The organism is Exiguobacterium sp. s48 (assembly GCF_018617395.1).
GTDB lineage: Bacteria > Bacillota > Bacilli > Exiguobacteriales > Exiguobacteriaceae > Exiguobacterium.
On sequence record NZ_JACSKC010000006.1, the window covers coordinates 37,411 to 53,525 of the forward strand.

Below are 16,115 nucleotides of genomic sequence, written 5' to 3' on the forward strand. Positions count from 1 at the left end.
GTACACTCGCATGATTCAACAAGAATCTCGCTTGAAAGTAGCAGACAACTCTGGCGCGCGTGAACTGTTGACAATTAAAGTTCTCGGTGGTTCTGGTCGTAAGACTGCAAACATCGGTGACATCATCGTCGCAACGGTAAAACAAGCAACACCAGGTGGCGTTGTTAAAAAAGGTGACGTTGTCAGAGCAGTTGTCGTTCGTACAAAACGCGGCGCTCGTCGTAAAGATGGTTCGTACATCCGTTTCGATGAGAACGCAGCAGTCATTATCAAAGATGACAAGAGCCCACGCGGCACACGGATCTTCGGGCCAGTTGCACGTGAACTTCGTGAAAAAGAATTCATGAAGATCGTTTCGTTGGCACCGGAAGTACTTTAATTTCCAATTTCAATCCTATAAGGAGGTGCGCAAACGATGCATGTTAAAAAAGGCGATACAGTCCAGGTAATGTCTGGTAAAGATAAAGGCAAGCAAGGGGTTATCCTCAAAGCTATGCCAAGCAAAAACCGCGTAGTGGTTGAAGGCGTAAACGTGATGAAAAAACACGCGAAACCTTCACAAGCGAATCCACAAGGCGGGATCCTTGAGATCGAAGCACCAATTCACGTCTCGAACGTAATGCCACTTGACCCTAAAACTGGCAAACCAACTCGTGTTGGTTTCAAAGTAGTCGATGGTAAAAAAGTTCGTGTCGCGAAATCGGGCGAATCACTCGATAAATAAGAAGAACGTGACGAAAGGAGGTCCATTCGACTATGAACCGTTTGCAAGAGAAGTATAAAAGCGACATCGTGAAAGCGATGATGGATAAATTCAACTATGACTCGGTCATGCAAGTACCGAAAATCGAAAAGATTGTCATCAACATGGGTGTAGGTGACGCTGTTTCGAACTCGAAAGCACTTGATATGGCAGTTGAAGAATTAACAATTCTTTCAGGTCAAAAACCACTCGTAACGAAAGCGAAGAAATCAATCGCTGGTTTCAAACTTCGTGAAGGTATGCCAATCGGTGCGAAGGTTACACTTCGTGGCGAGCGCATGTACGATTTCCTCGACAAATTGGTAACTGTTTCACTTCCACGTGTACGTGACTTCCGCGGTGTATCGAAGAAAGCATTCGACGGACGCGGTAACTACACGCTTGGCGTGAAAGAGCAACTTATTTTCCCTGAGATCGATTACGATAAAGTATCTAAAGTACGCGGTATGGACATCGTTGTTGTTACAACAGCAAACACAGACGAAGAAGCACGTGAATTGCTCACACTTCTCGGTATGCCATTCCAAAAATAATCTAGAGGGAGGTCGACAACATGGCTAAGAAGTCAATGGTGAATCGCGAACTTAAACGCGAGAAACTCGTTGCCCAGTACGCTGAAAAGCGTGCGAAGTTGAAAGCTGAAGGCGATTATATCGGACTCAGCAAATTGCCACGTAACTCGTCACCTGTACGCTTGCACAACCGTTGCAGCATCACAGGTCGTCCACATGGTTACATGGGTAAATTCGGGATCAGCCGTATCAAGTTCCGTGATCTTGCATACAAAGGTCAAATCCCTGGTGTTAAAAAAGCAAGCTGGTAATCCACTAACAGTGTGAAAGGAGGTACATCGCATGGTAATGACAGACCCTATTGCAGATATGCTTACACGTATCCGTAACGCTAACATGGTTCGCCATGAAAAAATGGAGCTTCCAGCTTCGAACATTAAACGTGAGATCGCTGAAATCCTTAAGCGTGAAGGTTTCATTCGCGATGTTGAATATATCGAGGACGCTAAACAAGGTACACTTCGTCTTTTCCTTAAATATGGAGCAAGCAACGAACGTGTAATCACTGGTCTCAAACGTATTTCGAAACCAGGTCTTCGCGTATACGCAAAAGCTGATGAAGTACCTAAAGTACTCGGAGGACTCGGAATCGCAGTTCTTTCGACATCTAAAGGTCTTATGACTGATAAAGAAGCTCGCCAACAACAAGTCGGCGGCGAAGTGATCGCCTACATCTGGTAAGTCACTTTTCTAACAAGAACGGAGGTGTAATCAATGTCACGTATTGGTAAAAAACCAGTTACGATTCCTGCTGGCGTTACTGTAACAGTTGCTAATGACAACACGGTCACAGTAAAAGGTGCTAAAGGTGAACTTTCGCTTTCAGCTAACCCGGCATTGGAAATCAAAGTTGAAGAGAACGAATTGACGGTTGTTCGTCCAGACGAATCGAAAGAAAGCCGCACAATTCACGGTACGACACGTGCCCTTATTGCCAACATGGTACAAGGTGTGTCGAACGGATTCCAAAAAACACTTGAGATCTCGGGGGTTGGTTACCGTGCTACGAAGCAAGGTAACAAACTCGTCCTCAACCTCGGCTACTCGCACCCAATCGAGTACGTCGCTGAGGAAGGTATCGAAATCGAAGTTCCTTCAAACACGCAAATCATCGTAAAAGGGATTAACAAAGAGCGCGTCGGTCACGTTGCTGCTCAAATCCGCTCGTACCGTGCTCCAGAACCTTACAAAGGTAAAGGTGTTCGTTACTCTGATGAACGTATTCGCCGTAAAGAAGGTAAGACTGGTAAGTAATTCGTCACGAAATGAACGGAAAGGAGTGGCATAAATGATCACAAAGGCAGATAAAAATGCAGTTCGTAAAAAACGTCATGCTCGCGTACGTCGTACGATCACGGGGACGGCAGCTCGTCCACGTTTGAACGTATTCCGTTCGAGCAAGCACATTTACGTTCAACTTATCGATGACGCGGCACAAACAACGCTTGTGTCTGCATCTTCGAAAGATAAAGCTCTCGATCTTACAAATGGCGGTAACGTTGAAGCAGCGAAAGCTGTTGGTAAACTTGCTGCAGAACGTGCACTCGAGAAAGGTATCGACACAGTTGTGTTCGACCGTGGTGGATACCTCTATCATGGCCGCGTCAAAGCTGTTGCAGAAGCAGCTCGTGAAGCAGGTCTTAAATTCTAATAAAAAGGAGGGGACACTCGATGCGCCAGTTAGACGTTAACATGGAACAACTTGAAGAACGCGTTGTTACCGTAAACCGCGTCGCGAAAGTCGTAAAAGGTGGCCGCCGCTTCCGTTTTGCTGCTCTCGTAGTCGTAGGTGACAAAAATGGTCACGTCGGTTTCGGTACAGGTAAGGCACAAGAGGTGCCAGAAGCGATTCGCAAGGCTATTGAAGCCGCTAAGAAAAACATGGTACAAGTACCTATGGTTGGTACAACAATTCCACACGAAATCACAGGAGTATTCGGAGCAGGTCGTGTATTCATGAAACCAGCTTCTGAAGGTACTGGGGTTATCGCTGGTGGTCCAGTTCGTGCGGTGCTCGAACTTGCAGGTGTAGGTGACATCCTTTCGAAATCGTTAGGTTCAAACACACCGATCAACATCGTCCGCGCGACGGTACAGGGCTTGACTGAGCTCAAAAAAGCAGAGGAAGTTGCTAAACTACGTGGTAAAAGCGTAGAAGAACTTCTTAACTAAGGGAGGGAACTAGACATGGCGAAACTCGCAATCACCCTCACACGCAGCACAATTGGTCGTCCGGAAGATCAGCGTGTTACTGTACGTACACTCGGTCTTCGCAAAATGCATCAAACGGTCGTTGTCCCAGACAACGTCGCGATGCGCGGTATGATCAACAAAGTGTCGCACCTTGTGACTGTAAAAGAAATCAACGAATAATAAAGATTTTAATAAATAAGGAGGTGCCACTATGAAACTCCATGAATTGAAGCCAACTCCAGGTTCACGTCACGAACGTAACCGTGTCGGTCGCGGTATGGCGACTGGTAACGGTAAAACTTCTGGTCGTGGACACAAAGGTCAAAAAGCTCGTTCGGGCGGTGGCGTTCGTCCAGGATTCGAAGGTGGACAAAACCCACTTTACCGTCGTCTTCCAAAACGCGGTTTCAACAACCCAACTCGTAAAGAGTACGCGGTTGTTTCCCTAGACACGCTTAACCGTTTCGAAGCAGGTACTGAAGTTACTCCAGAACTCTTAATCGAGACTGGTGTTGTCAGCTCTGCTAAAGACGGAATCAAGGTCCTTGCTAACGGCAAGCTTGAAACTAAATTGACTGTAAAAGCCAACAAGTTCTCGGGTGCAGCGAAAGAAGCAATCGAAGCAGCTGGCGGTACAGTTGAGGTGATCTGATGTTTCAGACGATCTCCAATATGTGGCGCGTGAAAGATATTCGACAGCGTATTCTCTTCACACTCGCAATCATCATCATTTTCCGCATCGGGGCTCATATCCCGGTGCCGATGGTGAATACGGATGTGTTGCGTTTTGACTCAGGAGGTCTTCTTGACTTCTTGAACTTGTTTGGAGGAAATGCTTTACAGAACTTCTCCTTGTTCGCAATGGGGATCATGCCGTACATTACGGCATCGATCGTTGTGCAACTTTTACAAATGGACGTCGTTCCAAAGTTTGCCGAATGGGCTAAACAAGGAGAGGCGGGCCGTAAAAAGTTAGCGACGGTCACGCGCTATGGGACGATCATCTTAGGCTTTATCCAAGCGACTTCATTGTCGTTTGGATTCAACCGCCTCTACCCAGGTCTCGTCAATGAGATGTGGGGAACGGCAACTTACTTTGTGATCGCGATTGTACTCACTGCGGGTACAGCGTTCTTGATGTTCCTTGGTGAGATGACGACGGAGAAAGGTGTTGGGAATGGTATTTCCATCATCATCTTCGCTGGTATCGTTGCCGGGTTCCCAAGAATCTTCACGCAGATTTATGAAACAAAACTCCAAAACGCTGGAGATGCATTGTTCATTAATATCGTTTACTTGGTTGTATTGGCACTTGTTATTTTGGCGGTCACGATGGGCATTATTTATGTTCAACAAGCGGCACGCAAAATTCCAATCCAATATGCAAAACGCACGGCGAACCGTACCCCAGTGGGTGGTCAGTCGACGCACTTGCCAATCAAGCTAAACGCAGCAGGTGTTATCCCGGTCATCTTCGCGATTTCCTTCATGGTAACACCACCAACTGTTGCGAGCTTCATTGCTTCTCCGGAGACAACGCAAAAATTACAAACGTACTTTGACACGACGGCGCCAATCGGAATGTCGATTTACGTTGCATTAATCATTGCGTTCTCATATTTCTATACGTTTGTTCAGGTCAATCCAGAGCAAATGGCAGAAAACCTGCAGAAGCAAGGTGGTTATATTCCTGGGATTCGTCCTGGGGCGCAAACAGAACAGTACATCACGAAGTTGCTGTATCGATTGACTTTCTTCGGAGCGATTTTCTTATCGCTTGTGGCGATCATGCCGACAATCTTCATTAAGCTTGCCGGTCTCCCAACTTCCGTTCAAATCGGAGGAACGAGCTTATTGATCGTCATCGGGGTAGCCCTCGAAACGATGAAACAAATCGAAAGTCAACTTGTAAAACGACACTATAAAGGCTTTATCCGTTAAAGCGGAAGGAAGGGTTGACCCTTCCTTCCTGTCGTGTTTACGAGACCTTCGTGAAAATCAAAACTGGAGGCTAACCGAGATGAATCTAGTACTCATGGGCTTACCGGGTGCTGGGAAAGGGACTCAAGCGGCTAAAATCGTAGAAGAGTACCAAATCCCTCACATTTCGACAGGCGACATGTTTCGTGCGGCAATCAAAGGCGGAACGCCACTCGGTAAAGAAGCCAAGTCATTCATGGATAAAGGTGAACTCGTACCGGATGAGGTAACAATCGGAATCGTACGTGAGCGTCTTAGCCAAGATGACACAGAAAAAGGTTTCTTACTCGATGGATTCCCGCGTACTGTTGCTCAAGCAGAGGCACTCGAAAGTTTGCTTAAAGATTTGGGGAAACAGATTGACCACGTCGTCAACATCGATGTGGATGCGGAAATTCTCGTTCCACGCTTAACAGGTCGTTGGATCTGCCCAACGTGTGGTGCGACATATCACGTGATCTTTAACCCACCAAAAGTGGAAGGCATCTGTGATGTGGATGGGTCGGCTCTTATGCAACGTGAAGACGATAAAGAGGAAACGGTTCGCCGTCGCCTTGACGTCAACATCGAGCAATCGAAACCACTCATTGACTTTTACGCTGAAAAAGGGTATCTTCGTACATTGGATGGAGATCGTCCAATCGATGTCGTGTATGCCGATGTCAAAGCATTACTCGGTGATACTGAATGATCATCACGAAGACGCCTCGTGAAATTGCGATTATGCGTGAGGCTGGGCAAATTGTTGCTCGAACGCACCAGGTGCTCAAACAGCACATTAAACCAGGAATCACGACGCTAGAGCTCGACCGGATTGCGGAAGATTACATTCGCAGCCAAGGTGCGACGCCATCGTTCAAAGGCTACAACGGTTTTACCGGTAGTGTTTGTGCTTCGGTGAATGAGGAGCTTGTTCATGGCATTCCAGGAAAACGGGTATTGAAAGATGGAGATATTATCTCAATCGACATCGGTGCCTATTACAATGGATACCATGGAGATTCCGCTTGGACTTATCCAGTGGGAACAATCTCGGAAGAGACACAGCGGCTACTTGACGTAACCGAAGAAAGTCTGTATAAAGGATTGGAGCACGCCAAGGCTGGAGGGCGATTGACAGATATTTCGCATGCGATTCAAGCATATGTTGAATCACATGACTTTTCTGTCGTCCGCGAATACGTCGGTCATGGTGTTGGACAAAATTTGCATGAAGAACCGCAAATTCCACACTATGGTCCACCGGGGAAAGGGCCGCGCCTGAAGACTGGGATGACGTTAGCCATTGAACCAATGGTCAACGCTGGTCAACGCTATGTTCGAACACTGGCTGATAACTGGACAGTTGTCACCGTGGACGGTAGCATGTGCGCCCACTTTGAGCACACCATCGCCATCACAGACGATGGATACGAGATTTTAACGAAACTCGATTCCGGTGAATGAGGCTCTATTGTTTCATACTGATCCATTTTGGATCCTTCTCTCACAGTAGATGGCAATAGATCGTCTGTGCTCCTAAAGATTTTCATATAGAAAGGGGAATAAATGATGGCGAAACAAGATGTCATTGAAGTGGAAGGCACTGTTGTCGAACCACTTCCGAACGCAATGTTTAAAGTGGAGTTAGAAAACGGCCACACGGTGCTCGCGCACGTCTCAGGGAAAATTCGGATGCACTACATTCGGATCCTTCCAGGTGACCGCGTAACTGTTGAGTTGTCTCCATACGACTTGACTCGCGGGCGGATTACGTACCGTTATAAGTAACTCCGATTTTTCCAGGAGGAGGGTATACTCATGAAAGTAAGACCGTCGGTAAAACCGATTTGCGAAAAATGTAAAGTTATTCGCCGTAAGGGTAAAGTAATGGTAATTTGCGAAAACCCGAAACACAAACAAAAACAAGGTTAATTTCAGAGGAGGTGCACACATGGCACGTATTGCTGGTGTAGATATTCCACGCGAAAAACGTATCGTTATTTCGCTCACATACATCTATGGTATTGGTAAAACAAAAGCACAAGAAATTTTGAAGGCTGCAAACGTTTCTGAAGAGACACGCACACGCGACCTTACTGAAGATGAACTCAACCGTATCCGTGAAGCAATTGACGGAATCAAAGTTGAAGGTGACCTTCGTCGTGAAGTTTCACTTAACATCAAACGTTTGATCGAGATCGGCGCATACCGCGGTATCCGTCATCGCCGTAGTCTCCCTGTTCGCGGTCAAAACACGAAGAACAACTCGCGTACTCGTAAAGGCCCACGCCGTACAGTAGCGAACAAGAAGAAGTAAAGGAGGGAATTGAACAATGGCGAAACGTAAGCAAAACGTACGTTCTAAACGTAAAGTTAAAAAACATGTTGAAGTCGGTGTGGTACACATCCGTTCTACATTCAACAACACAATCATTACAATCACTGACACGCAAGGTAACGCGATCTCATGGGCTACTTCTGGTAACCTCGGATTTAAAGGATCACGTAAATCGACTCCGTTCGCAGCACAAATGGCTGCTGAAACTGCAGCGAAAGTTGCAATGGACAACGGTATGCGTACAGTAGAAGTTAACGTTAAAGGTCCTGGTGCTGGACGTGAAGCGGCTATCCGTGCGCTCCAAGCTACTGGTCTCGAAGTTACTGCAATCCGTGACGTAACTCCAGTTCCGCACAACGGTTGCCGCCCTCCGAAACGTCGCCGCGTATAATCGCTTGAGCGTGTGAAGGGCTTACCTAGCACGACAGCTTATACTTTAGCAGCTCAAACTGCACGGCAGGATATACTCAAGGAGGGGTTCAGATGATCGAGATTGAAAAACCAAAGATCGAAACGGTCGAAATCAGCGAGGACGCTACGTTTGGTAAATTCGTAGTAGAACCGCTTGAACGTGGATATGGCACTACTCTCGGTAACTCACTACGTCGAATTCTATTGTCATCGCTCCCAGGTGCAGCGGTAACAGCGGTTCAAATCGATGGCGTGCTTCACGAGTTCTCTACGATTGACGGTGTTGTCGAAGACGTCACTCAAATCGTACTCAACCTCAAGAAGTTGGCACTCAAAGTGTACTCGGAAGAAGAGAAAACGCTTGAGATTAACGTTTCAAGTGCCGGTGCTGTCACTGCGGCAGACATTACCCATGATAGCGACGTTGAAATCTTGAATCCTGAGCTCCACATCGCGACTCTCGCTGACAATGCGACGCTTCGCATGCGTTTGACTGCTCGCCGTGGTCGTGGTTACGTCCAGGCAGAAGATAACAAACGTGATGATATGCCGATTGGGGTCATTCCAATCGATTCGATCTATACACCGATTCAACGCGTGAACTACGAAGTAGATAAAACACGTGTCGGTCAAGACGCAAGCTTTGATAAGCTTTTGTTAGACGTGTGGACAGATGGTTCAATTCGTCCGGAAGAAGCTGTATCATTAGGGGCTAAAATTTTGACTGAACACTTGAACATCTTCGTTGGTTTGACAGATGAAGCTCTCAACGCAGAAATTATGGTCGAGAAAGAAGAAGACCAAAAAGAAAAAGTACTCGAAATGACGATTGAAGAACTCGATCTCTCAGTTCGTTCGTACAACTGCTTGAAGCGCGCTGGCATCAACACTGTTCAAGAACTCGCAAACAAATCAGAGGAAGAGATGATGAAAGTTCGTAACCTCGGACGTAAATCACTCGAAGAAGTTCAACATAAGTTGGACGAACTCGGTTTGGGCTTGCGTAAAGAAGACTAAGTTCAACCGAAGGAGGGAAATGTAATGGCTTATTCGAAACTTGGCCGTACAAGCTCGCAACGCAAGGCGCTTTTGCGTGATCTTGCAACTGACCTAATCATCAACGAGCGCATTCAAACAACTGAACAAAAAGCGAAAGAACTTCGCCCAGTCGTTGAAAAATTGATCACTCTTGGGAAACGTGGCGATCTTCATGCCCGTCGTCAAGTAGCTTCATTTGTTCGTAAGGAGAACGCTGGAGAAAAAGACGCAATCCAAAAATTGTTCGAAGACGTGGCACCACGCTACGCTGAACGTCAAGGTGGATACACGCGCATCATGAAAGTCGGCCCACGCCGCGGTGATGGTGCAGAAGTTGTAATCATCGAACTCGTCTAATTCATTAGGCAGTCAACAGGGCATGCGGTGACGTATTGCCCTGTTTCCACATCAGAAAGGAGTCGACCCATGGAATCACAAATTATGGTACGGGATGTCGTATTTCATTACCCTGGACAATCTGAGCCGGCGCTTAACGGCCTATCGCTCGATGTATATAAAGGGGAATGGCTTGCGATCGTTGGCCATAATGGTTCCGGCAAGTCGACGCTGACAAAGTTGTGGAACGGGCTTCTTATTCCTGAACAGGGAGAAGTCCGCGTCGAGACACTCGATCCGTCGAACGCCACAGACGTGTGGGACGTTCGGACGCGAATCGGGGTCGTCTTTCAAAATCCCGACAATCAATTTGTTGGGGCGACCGTGCGCGATGATGTGGCATTTTCTCTCGAAAACATGGGACTTCCACGTCAAGAAATGGTTCGTCGAATTGATGACAGTCTAGCGCGCGTTGGATTATCGGAACTAGCGGACCGTGAACCGCATCAGTTATCCGGTGGACAAAAGCAGCGCGTTGCGATAGCTGCGGCTCTCGCAATGCGCCCGCGTGTCCTCGTGCTCGATGAAGCGACCTCTATGCTCGACCCGATTGGGCGACAAGAGGTATTACAAACGGTACGACAGCTCGTCTCGGAAGGGATGACCGTTGTTGCCATTACACACGAGCTCGACGAAGTGTTGTTTGCCGACCGTATCATTGCACTGTCGAAAGGCACGATTGCGATGACCGGCACACCTGAAGACGTGTTTCAACATCCAGATACGCTTCGTGACATTCAATTAGATGTCCCGTTTATCGTTCGGATGCAACTCGAACTGAAGGCGCGTGGCATTCCACTCGATCGTCTGATGCTACAACATTCGGAGTTGGTGAACCATCTATGCCGATACGCATTGAAGAAGTAACATATCAATATCAACTGAATACTCCGTTTGAACGAACCGCGCTGCGCGATGTGAATGTAACCATTCCGTCGGGAGCGCTTGTTGCGTTTCTTGGGCATACGGGCTCTGGGAAATCAACACTCGTTCAACATATGAACGGCTTATTGCGCCCGACTGACGGACGCGTGGTGGTCGATGATATCACTGTCACCCCAATTCGGACGCGTCGTGACAAAAAACAGAATCTTTTACCGCTTCGGCGTCGCGTTGGGCTCGTCTTTCAATATCCAGAGCACCAATTGTTTGAAGAGACGGTCGAACGCGACGTCATGTTCGGTCCGCGCAACTTTGGGGCGACAGATGCCGAAGCGAAAGAGCGTGCCCACGAGGCCCTTCGTCTTGTTGGGTTAGATGAAGCATTATGGGATCGTTCTCCGTTTGATCTCTCAGGCGGCCAGATGCGTCGTGTGGCGATTGCTGGGGTTTTAGCAAGCCGTCCCGACGTGCTTATTGTCGATGAACCGACAGCGGGTCTCGACCCGATTGGGAGACGGGACATGCTCGCCTTATTCAAACGCTTGCGGGAAGAGTTGAATCTGACGTTGATTCTTGTCTCGCATGACATGGACGATGTACTCACCTATGCAGAACGCGTCATCGTGATGGAGCATGGTCAAGTTGCGTTTGATGGGGATCCGTTTGAATTGTTTCAAGACGAGGCACTAGTCCGACGTCTCCAGTTAGATCTCCCGCATGTTCTTGAACTCGCTCGAGATTTAGCGCCAATATTTGATGAAACAGAGATTCCGCTTATACGGACCGAGACTGAATTGGCTGATTGGATAGCGGAACGACTGAAAGGGGGAGCGACATGATTATCGGTCAGTATATACCGGGACATTCGTGGCTCCACTCGCTTGATGCTCGTGCCAAGACACTTTTCATATTAGGATTTATCCCGGTCGTGTTTTTAGCAGACAACTTGTGGACGAACTTGTTTCTACTAGCATTCACGTTGTTTGTGGTTAAACTATCACAACTGTCGTGGCGTTATTTATGGAATGGATTACGCATGATTCTTTTTTTAATCGTCTTCACATTGTTGTTGCAGTTGTTATTCAATCGAGACGGCACACTTCTTTTCGAATTAGGTCCGATCGCGATTTATTCGGAGGGGATTCGGATGGGGCTGATCGTCTCGCTTCGCTTCTTTTATCTCGTCATGTTGACAACACTCGTGACGTTGACGACGACACCGATGGAATTGACCGATTCGATTGAAGCGGGACTACGACCGTTCGAACGGATTCGTGTGCCGGCCCATGAGATTGCGTTGATGCTCTCTATTTCACTTCGTTTCCTCCCGACCCTTGCGGACGAGACGGACCGAATTATGAAAGCCCAGCAAGCTCGAGGCGTCGATTTGATGAGCGGACCTTGGAAATCCCGACTAAAAGGGGTCATTCCTCTTTTGATTCCATTGTTCATCTCCGCGTTTAAGCGCGCTGAGGACCTTGCTACAGCGATGGAGGCTCGTGGTTACCGTGGAGGGGAAGGGCGGACGAGATTGCGTGAGATGGAGTGGCAAATGCGTGATACGGCCGTATTACTCATCTTTGTCGCCTTGACACTCATATTGTTTGGATTGAGAGGGATTGGATGAGACGTATTAAACTGATTGTTTCTTATGACGGAACGCGTTATGCAGGATATCAAGTACAGCCGAACGGTAATACCATTCAAGCGGAAATCGAGGCAGTTCTGACCCGCATGCATCGTCATCCGGTAAAAATCGTCGCCTCTGGTCGCACAGACGCCCGTGTGCACGCATTAGGGCAAGTGATTCACTTTGATACGTCGCTACAGATGCCGGCCGAGCGGTTCGTCAAAGCGTTAAACGCGATGCTACCGGACGATATCCTCGTTAAACAGGCGGAAGAAACGGATACCTCATTTCACGCACGTTACGGTGCGAAACGAAAAGAGTATCGCTATCACATCCGTCAGACGGAGGACCCATTTCGTCGGCACTATGCTGCGACCGTGACCTACACGCTGAACGTAGAAGCGATGCGTCAAGCCATGGAGCGGTTGATCGGGACCCATGACTTCACGTCGTTTTCTGTAACAAAGGCAGAAGTCGAAGACCGTGTCCGTACTATCTACGAAGCCGAAGTGCTCGAGATAGGGGACGAGATGATCTTTCGGTTCGTTGGATCGGGCTTTTTATATAATCAAGTCCGCATTATGGTTGGGACGGTCATTGAGGTCGGGAGAGGGAAGTATCAGCCCGCTGATATCACCGAAATGCTGGGAGCGAAAGACCGCCGCGTGGCGGGAATCACCGCGCCGCCACATGGTTTGTATTTATGGAATGTGAATTATGAAAAAGTAGATTGACATTCCCCCTATAAAATCGTATTATATTCATTGGCATTTCATTTTCACATTTAGAGATGAACCACAATCTTAGCCCCGTAAACTAGGATTATGATAAAGCATCAAAAAATTAAGTGAACAGACATTTCTAGGAGGTATTCCACATGCGCACAACATTCATGGCTAAAGCATCTGAAGTAGAACGCAAATGGCTCCTTATCGACGCAGAAGGCAAAACACTTGGTCGTTTGACTAGTGAAGTAGCTTCACTTCTTCGCGGTAAGCACAAGCCGACTTTCACACCACACGTTGATTGCGGAGACCACGTCATCATCATCAACGCTGAGAAAATCAAATTGACTGGTAACAAATTGAATGACAAGATCTACTACCGTCATTCAGGTCATCCAGGCGGTTTGAAATCACAAACTGCAAAAGAGCTTCTCGCAAAACGTCCAGAGCGTATGCTTGAACTCGCGATCAAAGGGATGCTTCCAAAAGGATCACTCGGTCGTCAACAATTCAACAAACTCCACGTTTACGCTGGAACTGAACACAAACATGAAGCACAAAAACCAGAAGTTTACGAACTTCGCGGTTAATCGAGACACAGGGAGGAACTAAACGATGGCAGATGTACGTTACTACGGAACAGGCCGCCGCAAACACTCGGTGGCTCGCGTTCACCTCGTTGCAGGTGACGGTAAAGTTGTTGTAAATGGCCGCGATATCTCAGAATACTTCGGTCATGAGACTTTAATCATGATGGCTAAATCACCACTCGTATTGACTGAAACAGAAGGTAAATACGATGTAATCGTTAACGTTAACGGTGGTGGATACACTGGACAAGCTGGAGCGATTCGCCACGGCGTATCACGTGCGCTTCTTCAAGCGGACCCAGAATTCCGTCCAAGCCTCAAAGAAAAAGGCTTCTTAACTCGTGACGCTCGTATGAAAGAACGTAAAAAATACGGTCTTAAAGCAGCACGTCGCGCACCACAATTCTCGAAGCGTTAATCTTCGCGAAGTGGTTCGAACTCTCCATCCTTTCGGGTGGAGAGTTTTTTGTTTAAATTAGTCGATTCCGAACCCGTCAAGAAAACGCTTTTTTTGATATACTGATATCGAAACAGTTATAAGGGGGAAGCAATATGCTTACAGTAGAGCAAGTACGCGAGGAATTGGCGGGGCTTGTTGATCCGACAATCAACCGAACGCTTGGAGATACAGCGGGAGTTAAAGACATCCGCATTAAAGAAGACTATGTGAGTGTGAAAGTGGCACTCGGGCAAACAGGGAGCGGGGAACAGCTTCAGTTACAACAAGAGATCGTCACGTTGCTCAAGGGGAAAGGCTTTAAGACGGTTGGACTTCGTTTTGAGGCATTGAACGACGAAAGCTTGAAGGAGGCAACAAAGCCGGCAATCCTTCGTGAGAATTCAGGAACAACGTTTATCGCGATCGCTTCAGGTAAAGGTGGCGTAGGGAAATCGACAGTATCCGTCAACTTAGCTGTTGCCCTTGCGCGTGCCGGGAAGAAAGTTGGCTTGATTGATGCGGATATTTATGGATTCAGTGTTCCGGATATGCTTGGGATCGAAGAACGTCCGGTCGTTCGTGGGGAAAAAATCATTCCAGTTGAGCGGTTCGGCGTGAAAGTCATTTCGATGGGCTTCTTCGTTGAAGACAATGCGCCGGTTATCTGGCGTGGACCGATGCTTGGGAAGATGCTCAATAACTTCTTTAATGATGTGGAGTGGGGAGACCTCGACTATCTATTGCTCGACTTACCGCCAGGAACTGGAGACGTCGCGCTTGATATTCATTCCATGCTCCCGTCATGCCAAGAATTGATTGTGACGACACCTCATGCGACAGCAGCCTTCGTTGCTGCACGTGCGGGAGCGATGGCGATTAAAACGAACCATAAAGTGTTAGGTATCATTGAGAACATGGCTTACTTTGAAAGTAAGCTGACAGGTGAAAAAGAATACGTATTCGGTTACGGCGGTGGAGAGAAATTGTCAGAGGCGCTGAAGAGTAAGCTTCTCGCTCAAATTCCACTCGGTCAACCGTATGACAATGAGGAAGATTTTGCTCCTTCCGTCTATCGGGATGGCCATCCGTTCGAGCATACGTATGATGAGTTGGCGCAAGCAGTCATTCAACAAATAGAAGGGTGAATCGGTGAGAGATGAAAGTACAAGGTTTTTTACGTTTGTTTTGGACAACGCTCGTATTTGGAACGTTGTTTGGATTCCTGATGAATTTATTAGCGAATCCAGGTTATTTGGTCAGTCAGTCCTGGGAGGCAATTGTTACAGCGCTTAGTTACTCGAGTACATGGACTGGGATCAGCATGATGGGCTTCTTTGCCTATTTAATTGTTCACCGTGTGGGACTTGATTTATTCAGAGGACCACGTCTATGGAATCGAGTGCAAGTTCTGTTGATTGCATTCGCGATTTTTGATGCCGTCTACTTACGAGTGCTCGCATTCGGAAATGATCATGTGTGGCGTTATATCGGCGAGATGGTTGTGTTACTCATTGTCGCTTGGGTAGTTGCGACGAGTAAGGCGAAACAAACGAACATGACGGCTTTCATCCCGACCCTTTTCTTAATGACAGTGATTACGTTAATCGAGTGGATTCCAGCACTTCAAACAACGGACGAGATTCCATTACTTTGGCCGGCGCTAGCTACCTTAGTGTTTGCGAACGCCTATCAAGTGTTGATGCTTCATCGTTTCCAACAAACCGGACAAGTTGCTGAATCAGCTTCATCTGGAGAAGTGAAGAAAAAAAGCAAAAAACAGATGTCGTCAAAATCCTCTTAAACGTTACCGGTTGTATGGATTGCTCTACTTCAGTGGAGCGGTTCATCAACCGGTTTTTTTATATTTAATCGTTCGAATGAAAAAAATAAAAGTTTTTTTAGAAAAATAGTTGACGGAATTTTAGGATGCTGATATATTAATAAACGTCGCTGATGTTGTTCACGAAACAACCTTCAGGAAGCGAAAAAAATAATAAAAAGTGGTTGACTTTACTGAGTCAAATCGCTATTATTAAAAAGTCGCTAACACGACAACGATTGGTCTTTGAAAACTGAACGATGAGGCAAAAAAAGTTTTACAATTTTTGAATGAAGCGCAAGCTTCGTCAATTTAAGAGCTATATCAAATTCTTTGGAGAGTTTGATCCTGGCTCAG

General features: G+C 47.1%; 27 protein-coding genes. All 27 read left to right on the forward strand.

Annotated elements, in window-relative coordinates; all coding sequences use genetic code 11:
- The first annotated feature begins 10 nt into the window (after window positions 1–10).
- Complete coding sequence (gene rplN, locus KNO66_RS14255) at window positions 11–379, forward strand: 50S ribosomal protein L14 (protein WP_012727667.1); 369 nt, start codon at window positions 11–13, stop codon at window positions 377–379.
- Window positions 380–415: 36 nt separating this feature from the next.
- Window positions 416–724: a 50S ribosomal protein L24 gene (gene rplX, locus KNO66_RS14260; RefSeq protein WP_012727666.1), complete on the forward strand. Its 309-nt coding sequence runs from the start codon at window positions 416–418 to the stop codon at window positions 722–724.
- A gap of 32 nt (window positions 725–756) precedes the next feature.
- Complete coding sequence (gene rplE, locus KNO66_RS14265; protein WP_012727665.1) at window positions 757–1,296, forward strand: 50S ribosomal protein L5; 540 nt, start codon at window positions 757–759, stop codon at window positions 1,294–1,296.
- 20 nt (window positions 1,297–1,316) lie between these two features.
- The gene (gene rpsN, locus KNO66_RS14270; protein WP_012727664.1) at window positions 1,317–1,586 is read left to right on the forward strand and encodes a 30S ribosomal protein S14; all 270 of its coding nucleotides are present in this window, start codon (window positions 1,317–1,319) and stop codon (window positions 1,584–1,586) included.
- A 31-nt stretch (window positions 1,587–1,617) separates the two neighbouring features.
- Window positions 1,618–2,016 carry a 30S ribosomal protein S8 gene (gene rpsH, locus KNO66_RS14275; protein ID WP_012727663.1) on the forward strand — a complete coding sequence of 133 codons (399 nt, stop codon included), beginning with the start codon at window positions 1,618–1,620 and terminating at the stop codon, window positions 2,014–2,016.
- A gap of 33 nt (window positions 2,017–2,049) precedes the next feature.
- On the forward strand, window positions 2,050–2,589 hold the full coding sequence (gene rplF / locus KNO66_RS14280; protein ID WP_012727662.1) for a 50S ribosomal protein L6: 540 nt from the start codon (window positions 2,050–2,052) through the stop codon (window positions 2,587–2,589).
- A 34-nt stretch (window positions 2,590–2,623) separates the two neighbouring features.
- The gene (gene rplR, locus KNO66_RS14285; RefSeq protein ID WP_012727661.1) at window positions 2,624–2,986 is read left to right on the forward strand and encodes a 50S ribosomal protein L18; all 363 of its coding nucleotides are present in this window, start codon (window positions 2,624–2,626) and stop codon (window positions 2,984–2,986) included.
- Window positions 2,987–3,006: 20 nt separating this feature from the next.
- Window positions 3,007–3,507: a 30S ribosomal protein S5 gene (rpsE, locus tag KNO66_RS14290; protein ID WP_012727660.1), complete on the forward strand. Its 501-nt coding sequence runs from the start codon at window positions 3,007–3,009 to the stop codon at window positions 3,505–3,507.
- Between the two features lie 15 nt (window positions 3,508–3,522).
- A complete protein-coding gene (gene rpmD, locus KNO66_RS14295) occupies window positions 3,523–3,708 on the forward strand; it encodes a 50S ribosomal protein L30 (protein ID WP_214734753.1) in 186 nt (61 codons plus the stop codon).
- A 31-nt stretch (window positions 3,709–3,739) separates the two neighbouring features.
- A complete protein-coding gene (rplO, locus tag KNO66_RS14300; RefSeq protein ID WP_012727658.1) occupies window positions 3,740–4,180 on the forward strand; it encodes a 50S ribosomal protein L15 in 441 nt (146 codons plus the stop codon).
- Window positions 4,180–5,469: a preprotein translocase subunit SecY gene (gene secY / locus KNO66_RS14305; protein ID WP_214743079.1), complete on the forward strand. Its 1,290-nt coding sequence runs from the start codon at window positions 4,180–4,182 to the stop codon at window positions 5,467–5,469. The genes rplO and secY overlap by 1 nt, the downstream gene beginning before the upstream one ends.
- A 79-nt stretch (window positions 5,470–5,548) precedes the next feature.
- Window positions 5,549–6,199: an adenylate kinase gene (locus tag KNO66_RS14310; RefSeq protein WP_012727656.1), complete on the forward strand. Its 651-nt coding sequence runs from the start codon at window positions 5,549–5,551 to the stop codon at window positions 6,197–6,199.
- Window positions 6,196–6,954 carry a type I methionyl aminopeptidase gene (gene map / locus KNO66_RS14315; RefSeq protein WP_211782057.1) on the forward strand — a complete coding sequence of 253 codons (759 nt, stop codon included), beginning with the start codon at window positions 6,196–6,198 and terminating at the stop codon, window positions 6,952–6,954. The genes KNO66_RS14310 and map overlap by 4 nt, the downstream gene beginning before the upstream one ends.
- 105 nt (window positions 6,955–7,059) lie before the next feature.
- Window positions 7,060–7,278, forward strand: coding sequence for a translation initiation factor IF-1 (infA, locus tag KNO66_RS14320; protein ID WP_021066622.1), 219 nt, complete (start codon window positions 7,060–7,062; stop codon window positions 7,276–7,278).
- Window positions 7,279–7,308: 30 nt separating this feature from the next.
- The gene (gene rpmJ, locus KNO66_RS14325; protein ID WP_003156543.1) at window positions 7,309–7,422 is read left to right on the forward strand and encodes a 50S ribosomal protein L36; all 114 of its coding nucleotides are present in this window, start codon (window positions 7,309–7,311) and stop codon (window positions 7,420–7,422) included.
- 19 nt (window positions 7,423–7,441) lie between these two features.
- Entirely contained in the window at window positions 7,442–7,807 is a 366-nt protein-coding gene (rpsM, locus tag KNO66_RS14330) for a 30S ribosomal protein S13 (protein ID WP_012727653.1), read from the forward strand.
- Window positions 7,808–7,823: 16 nt separating this feature from the next.
- Window positions 7,824–8,219, forward strand: a complete 396-nt coding sequence (rpsK, locus tag KNO66_RS14335) for a 30S ribosomal protein S11 (RefSeq protein WP_012727652.1) — start codon at window positions 7,824–7,826, stop codon at window positions 8,217–8,219.
- Window positions 8,220–8,311: 92 nt separating this feature from the next.
- Window positions 8,312–9,256 (forward strand): DNA-directed RNA polymerase subunit alpha, encoded by a 945-nt coding sequence (locus KNO66_RS14340; RefSeq protein WP_012727651.1) that lies wholly within the window; start codon window positions 8,312–8,314, stop codon window positions 9,254–9,256.
- Between the two features lie 24 nt (window positions 9,257–9,280).
- Window positions 9,281–9,634, forward strand: a complete 354-nt coding sequence (rplQ, locus tag KNO66_RS14345) for a 50S ribosomal protein L17 (RefSeq protein WP_012727650.1) — start codon at window positions 9,281–9,283, stop codon at window positions 9,632–9,634.
- Window positions 9,635–9,703: 69 nt separating this feature from the next.
- Complete coding sequence (locus KNO66_RS14350) at window positions 9,704–10,540, forward strand: energy-coupling factor transporter ATPase (protein ID WP_214743080.1); 837 nt, start codon at window positions 9,704–9,706, stop codon at window positions 10,538–10,540.
- Entirely contained in the window at window positions 10,516–11,394 is an 879-nt protein-coding gene (locus KNO66_RS14355; protein ID WP_214743081.1) for an energy-coupling factor transporter ATPase, read from the forward strand. The genes KNO66_RS14350 and KNO66_RS14355 overlap by 25 nt, the downstream gene beginning before the upstream one ends.
- Entirely contained in the window at window positions 11,391–12,182 is a 792-nt protein-coding gene (locus KNO66_RS14360; RefSeq protein WP_214743082.1) for an energy-coupling factor transporter transmembrane component T family protein, read from the forward strand. The genes KNO66_RS14355 and KNO66_RS14360 overlap by 4 nt, the downstream gene beginning before the upstream one ends.
- Window positions 12,179–12,919 (forward strand): tRNA pseudouridine(38-40) synthase TruA, encoded by a 741-nt coding sequence (gene truA / locus KNO66_RS14365; RefSeq protein ID WP_214743083.1) that lies wholly within the window; start codon window positions 12,179–12,181, stop codon window positions 12,917–12,919. The genes KNO66_RS14360 and truA overlap by 4 nt, the downstream gene beginning before the upstream one ends.
- Window positions 12,920–13,062: 143 nt before the next feature.
- Window positions 13,063–13,500, forward strand: a complete 438-nt coding sequence (gene rplM / locus KNO66_RS14370; RefSeq protein WP_026824852.1) for a 50S ribosomal protein L13 — start codon at window positions 13,063–13,065, stop codon at window positions 13,498–13,500.
- Window positions 13,501–13,525: 25 nt separating this feature from the next.
- Window positions 13,526–13,918 carry a 30S ribosomal protein S9 gene (gene rpsI, locus KNO66_RS14375; protein WP_012727644.1) on the forward strand — a complete coding sequence of 131 codons (393 nt, stop codon included), beginning with the start codon at window positions 13,526–13,528 and terminating at the stop codon, window positions 13,916–13,918.
- Between the two features lie 134 nt (window positions 13,919–14,052).
- Entirely contained in the window at window positions 14,053–15,084 is a 1,032-nt protein-coding gene (locus KNO66_RS14380; protein WP_214743084.1) for a P-loop NTPase, read from the forward strand.
- 11 nt (window positions 15,085–15,095) lie between these two features.
- Window positions 15,096–15,740, forward strand: coding sequence for a KinB-signaling pathway activation protein (locus KNO66_RS14385; RefSeq protein WP_214743085.1), 645 nt, complete (start codon window positions 15,096–15,098; stop codon window positions 15,738–15,740).
- Window positions 15,741–16,115: the final 375 nt, after the last annotated feature.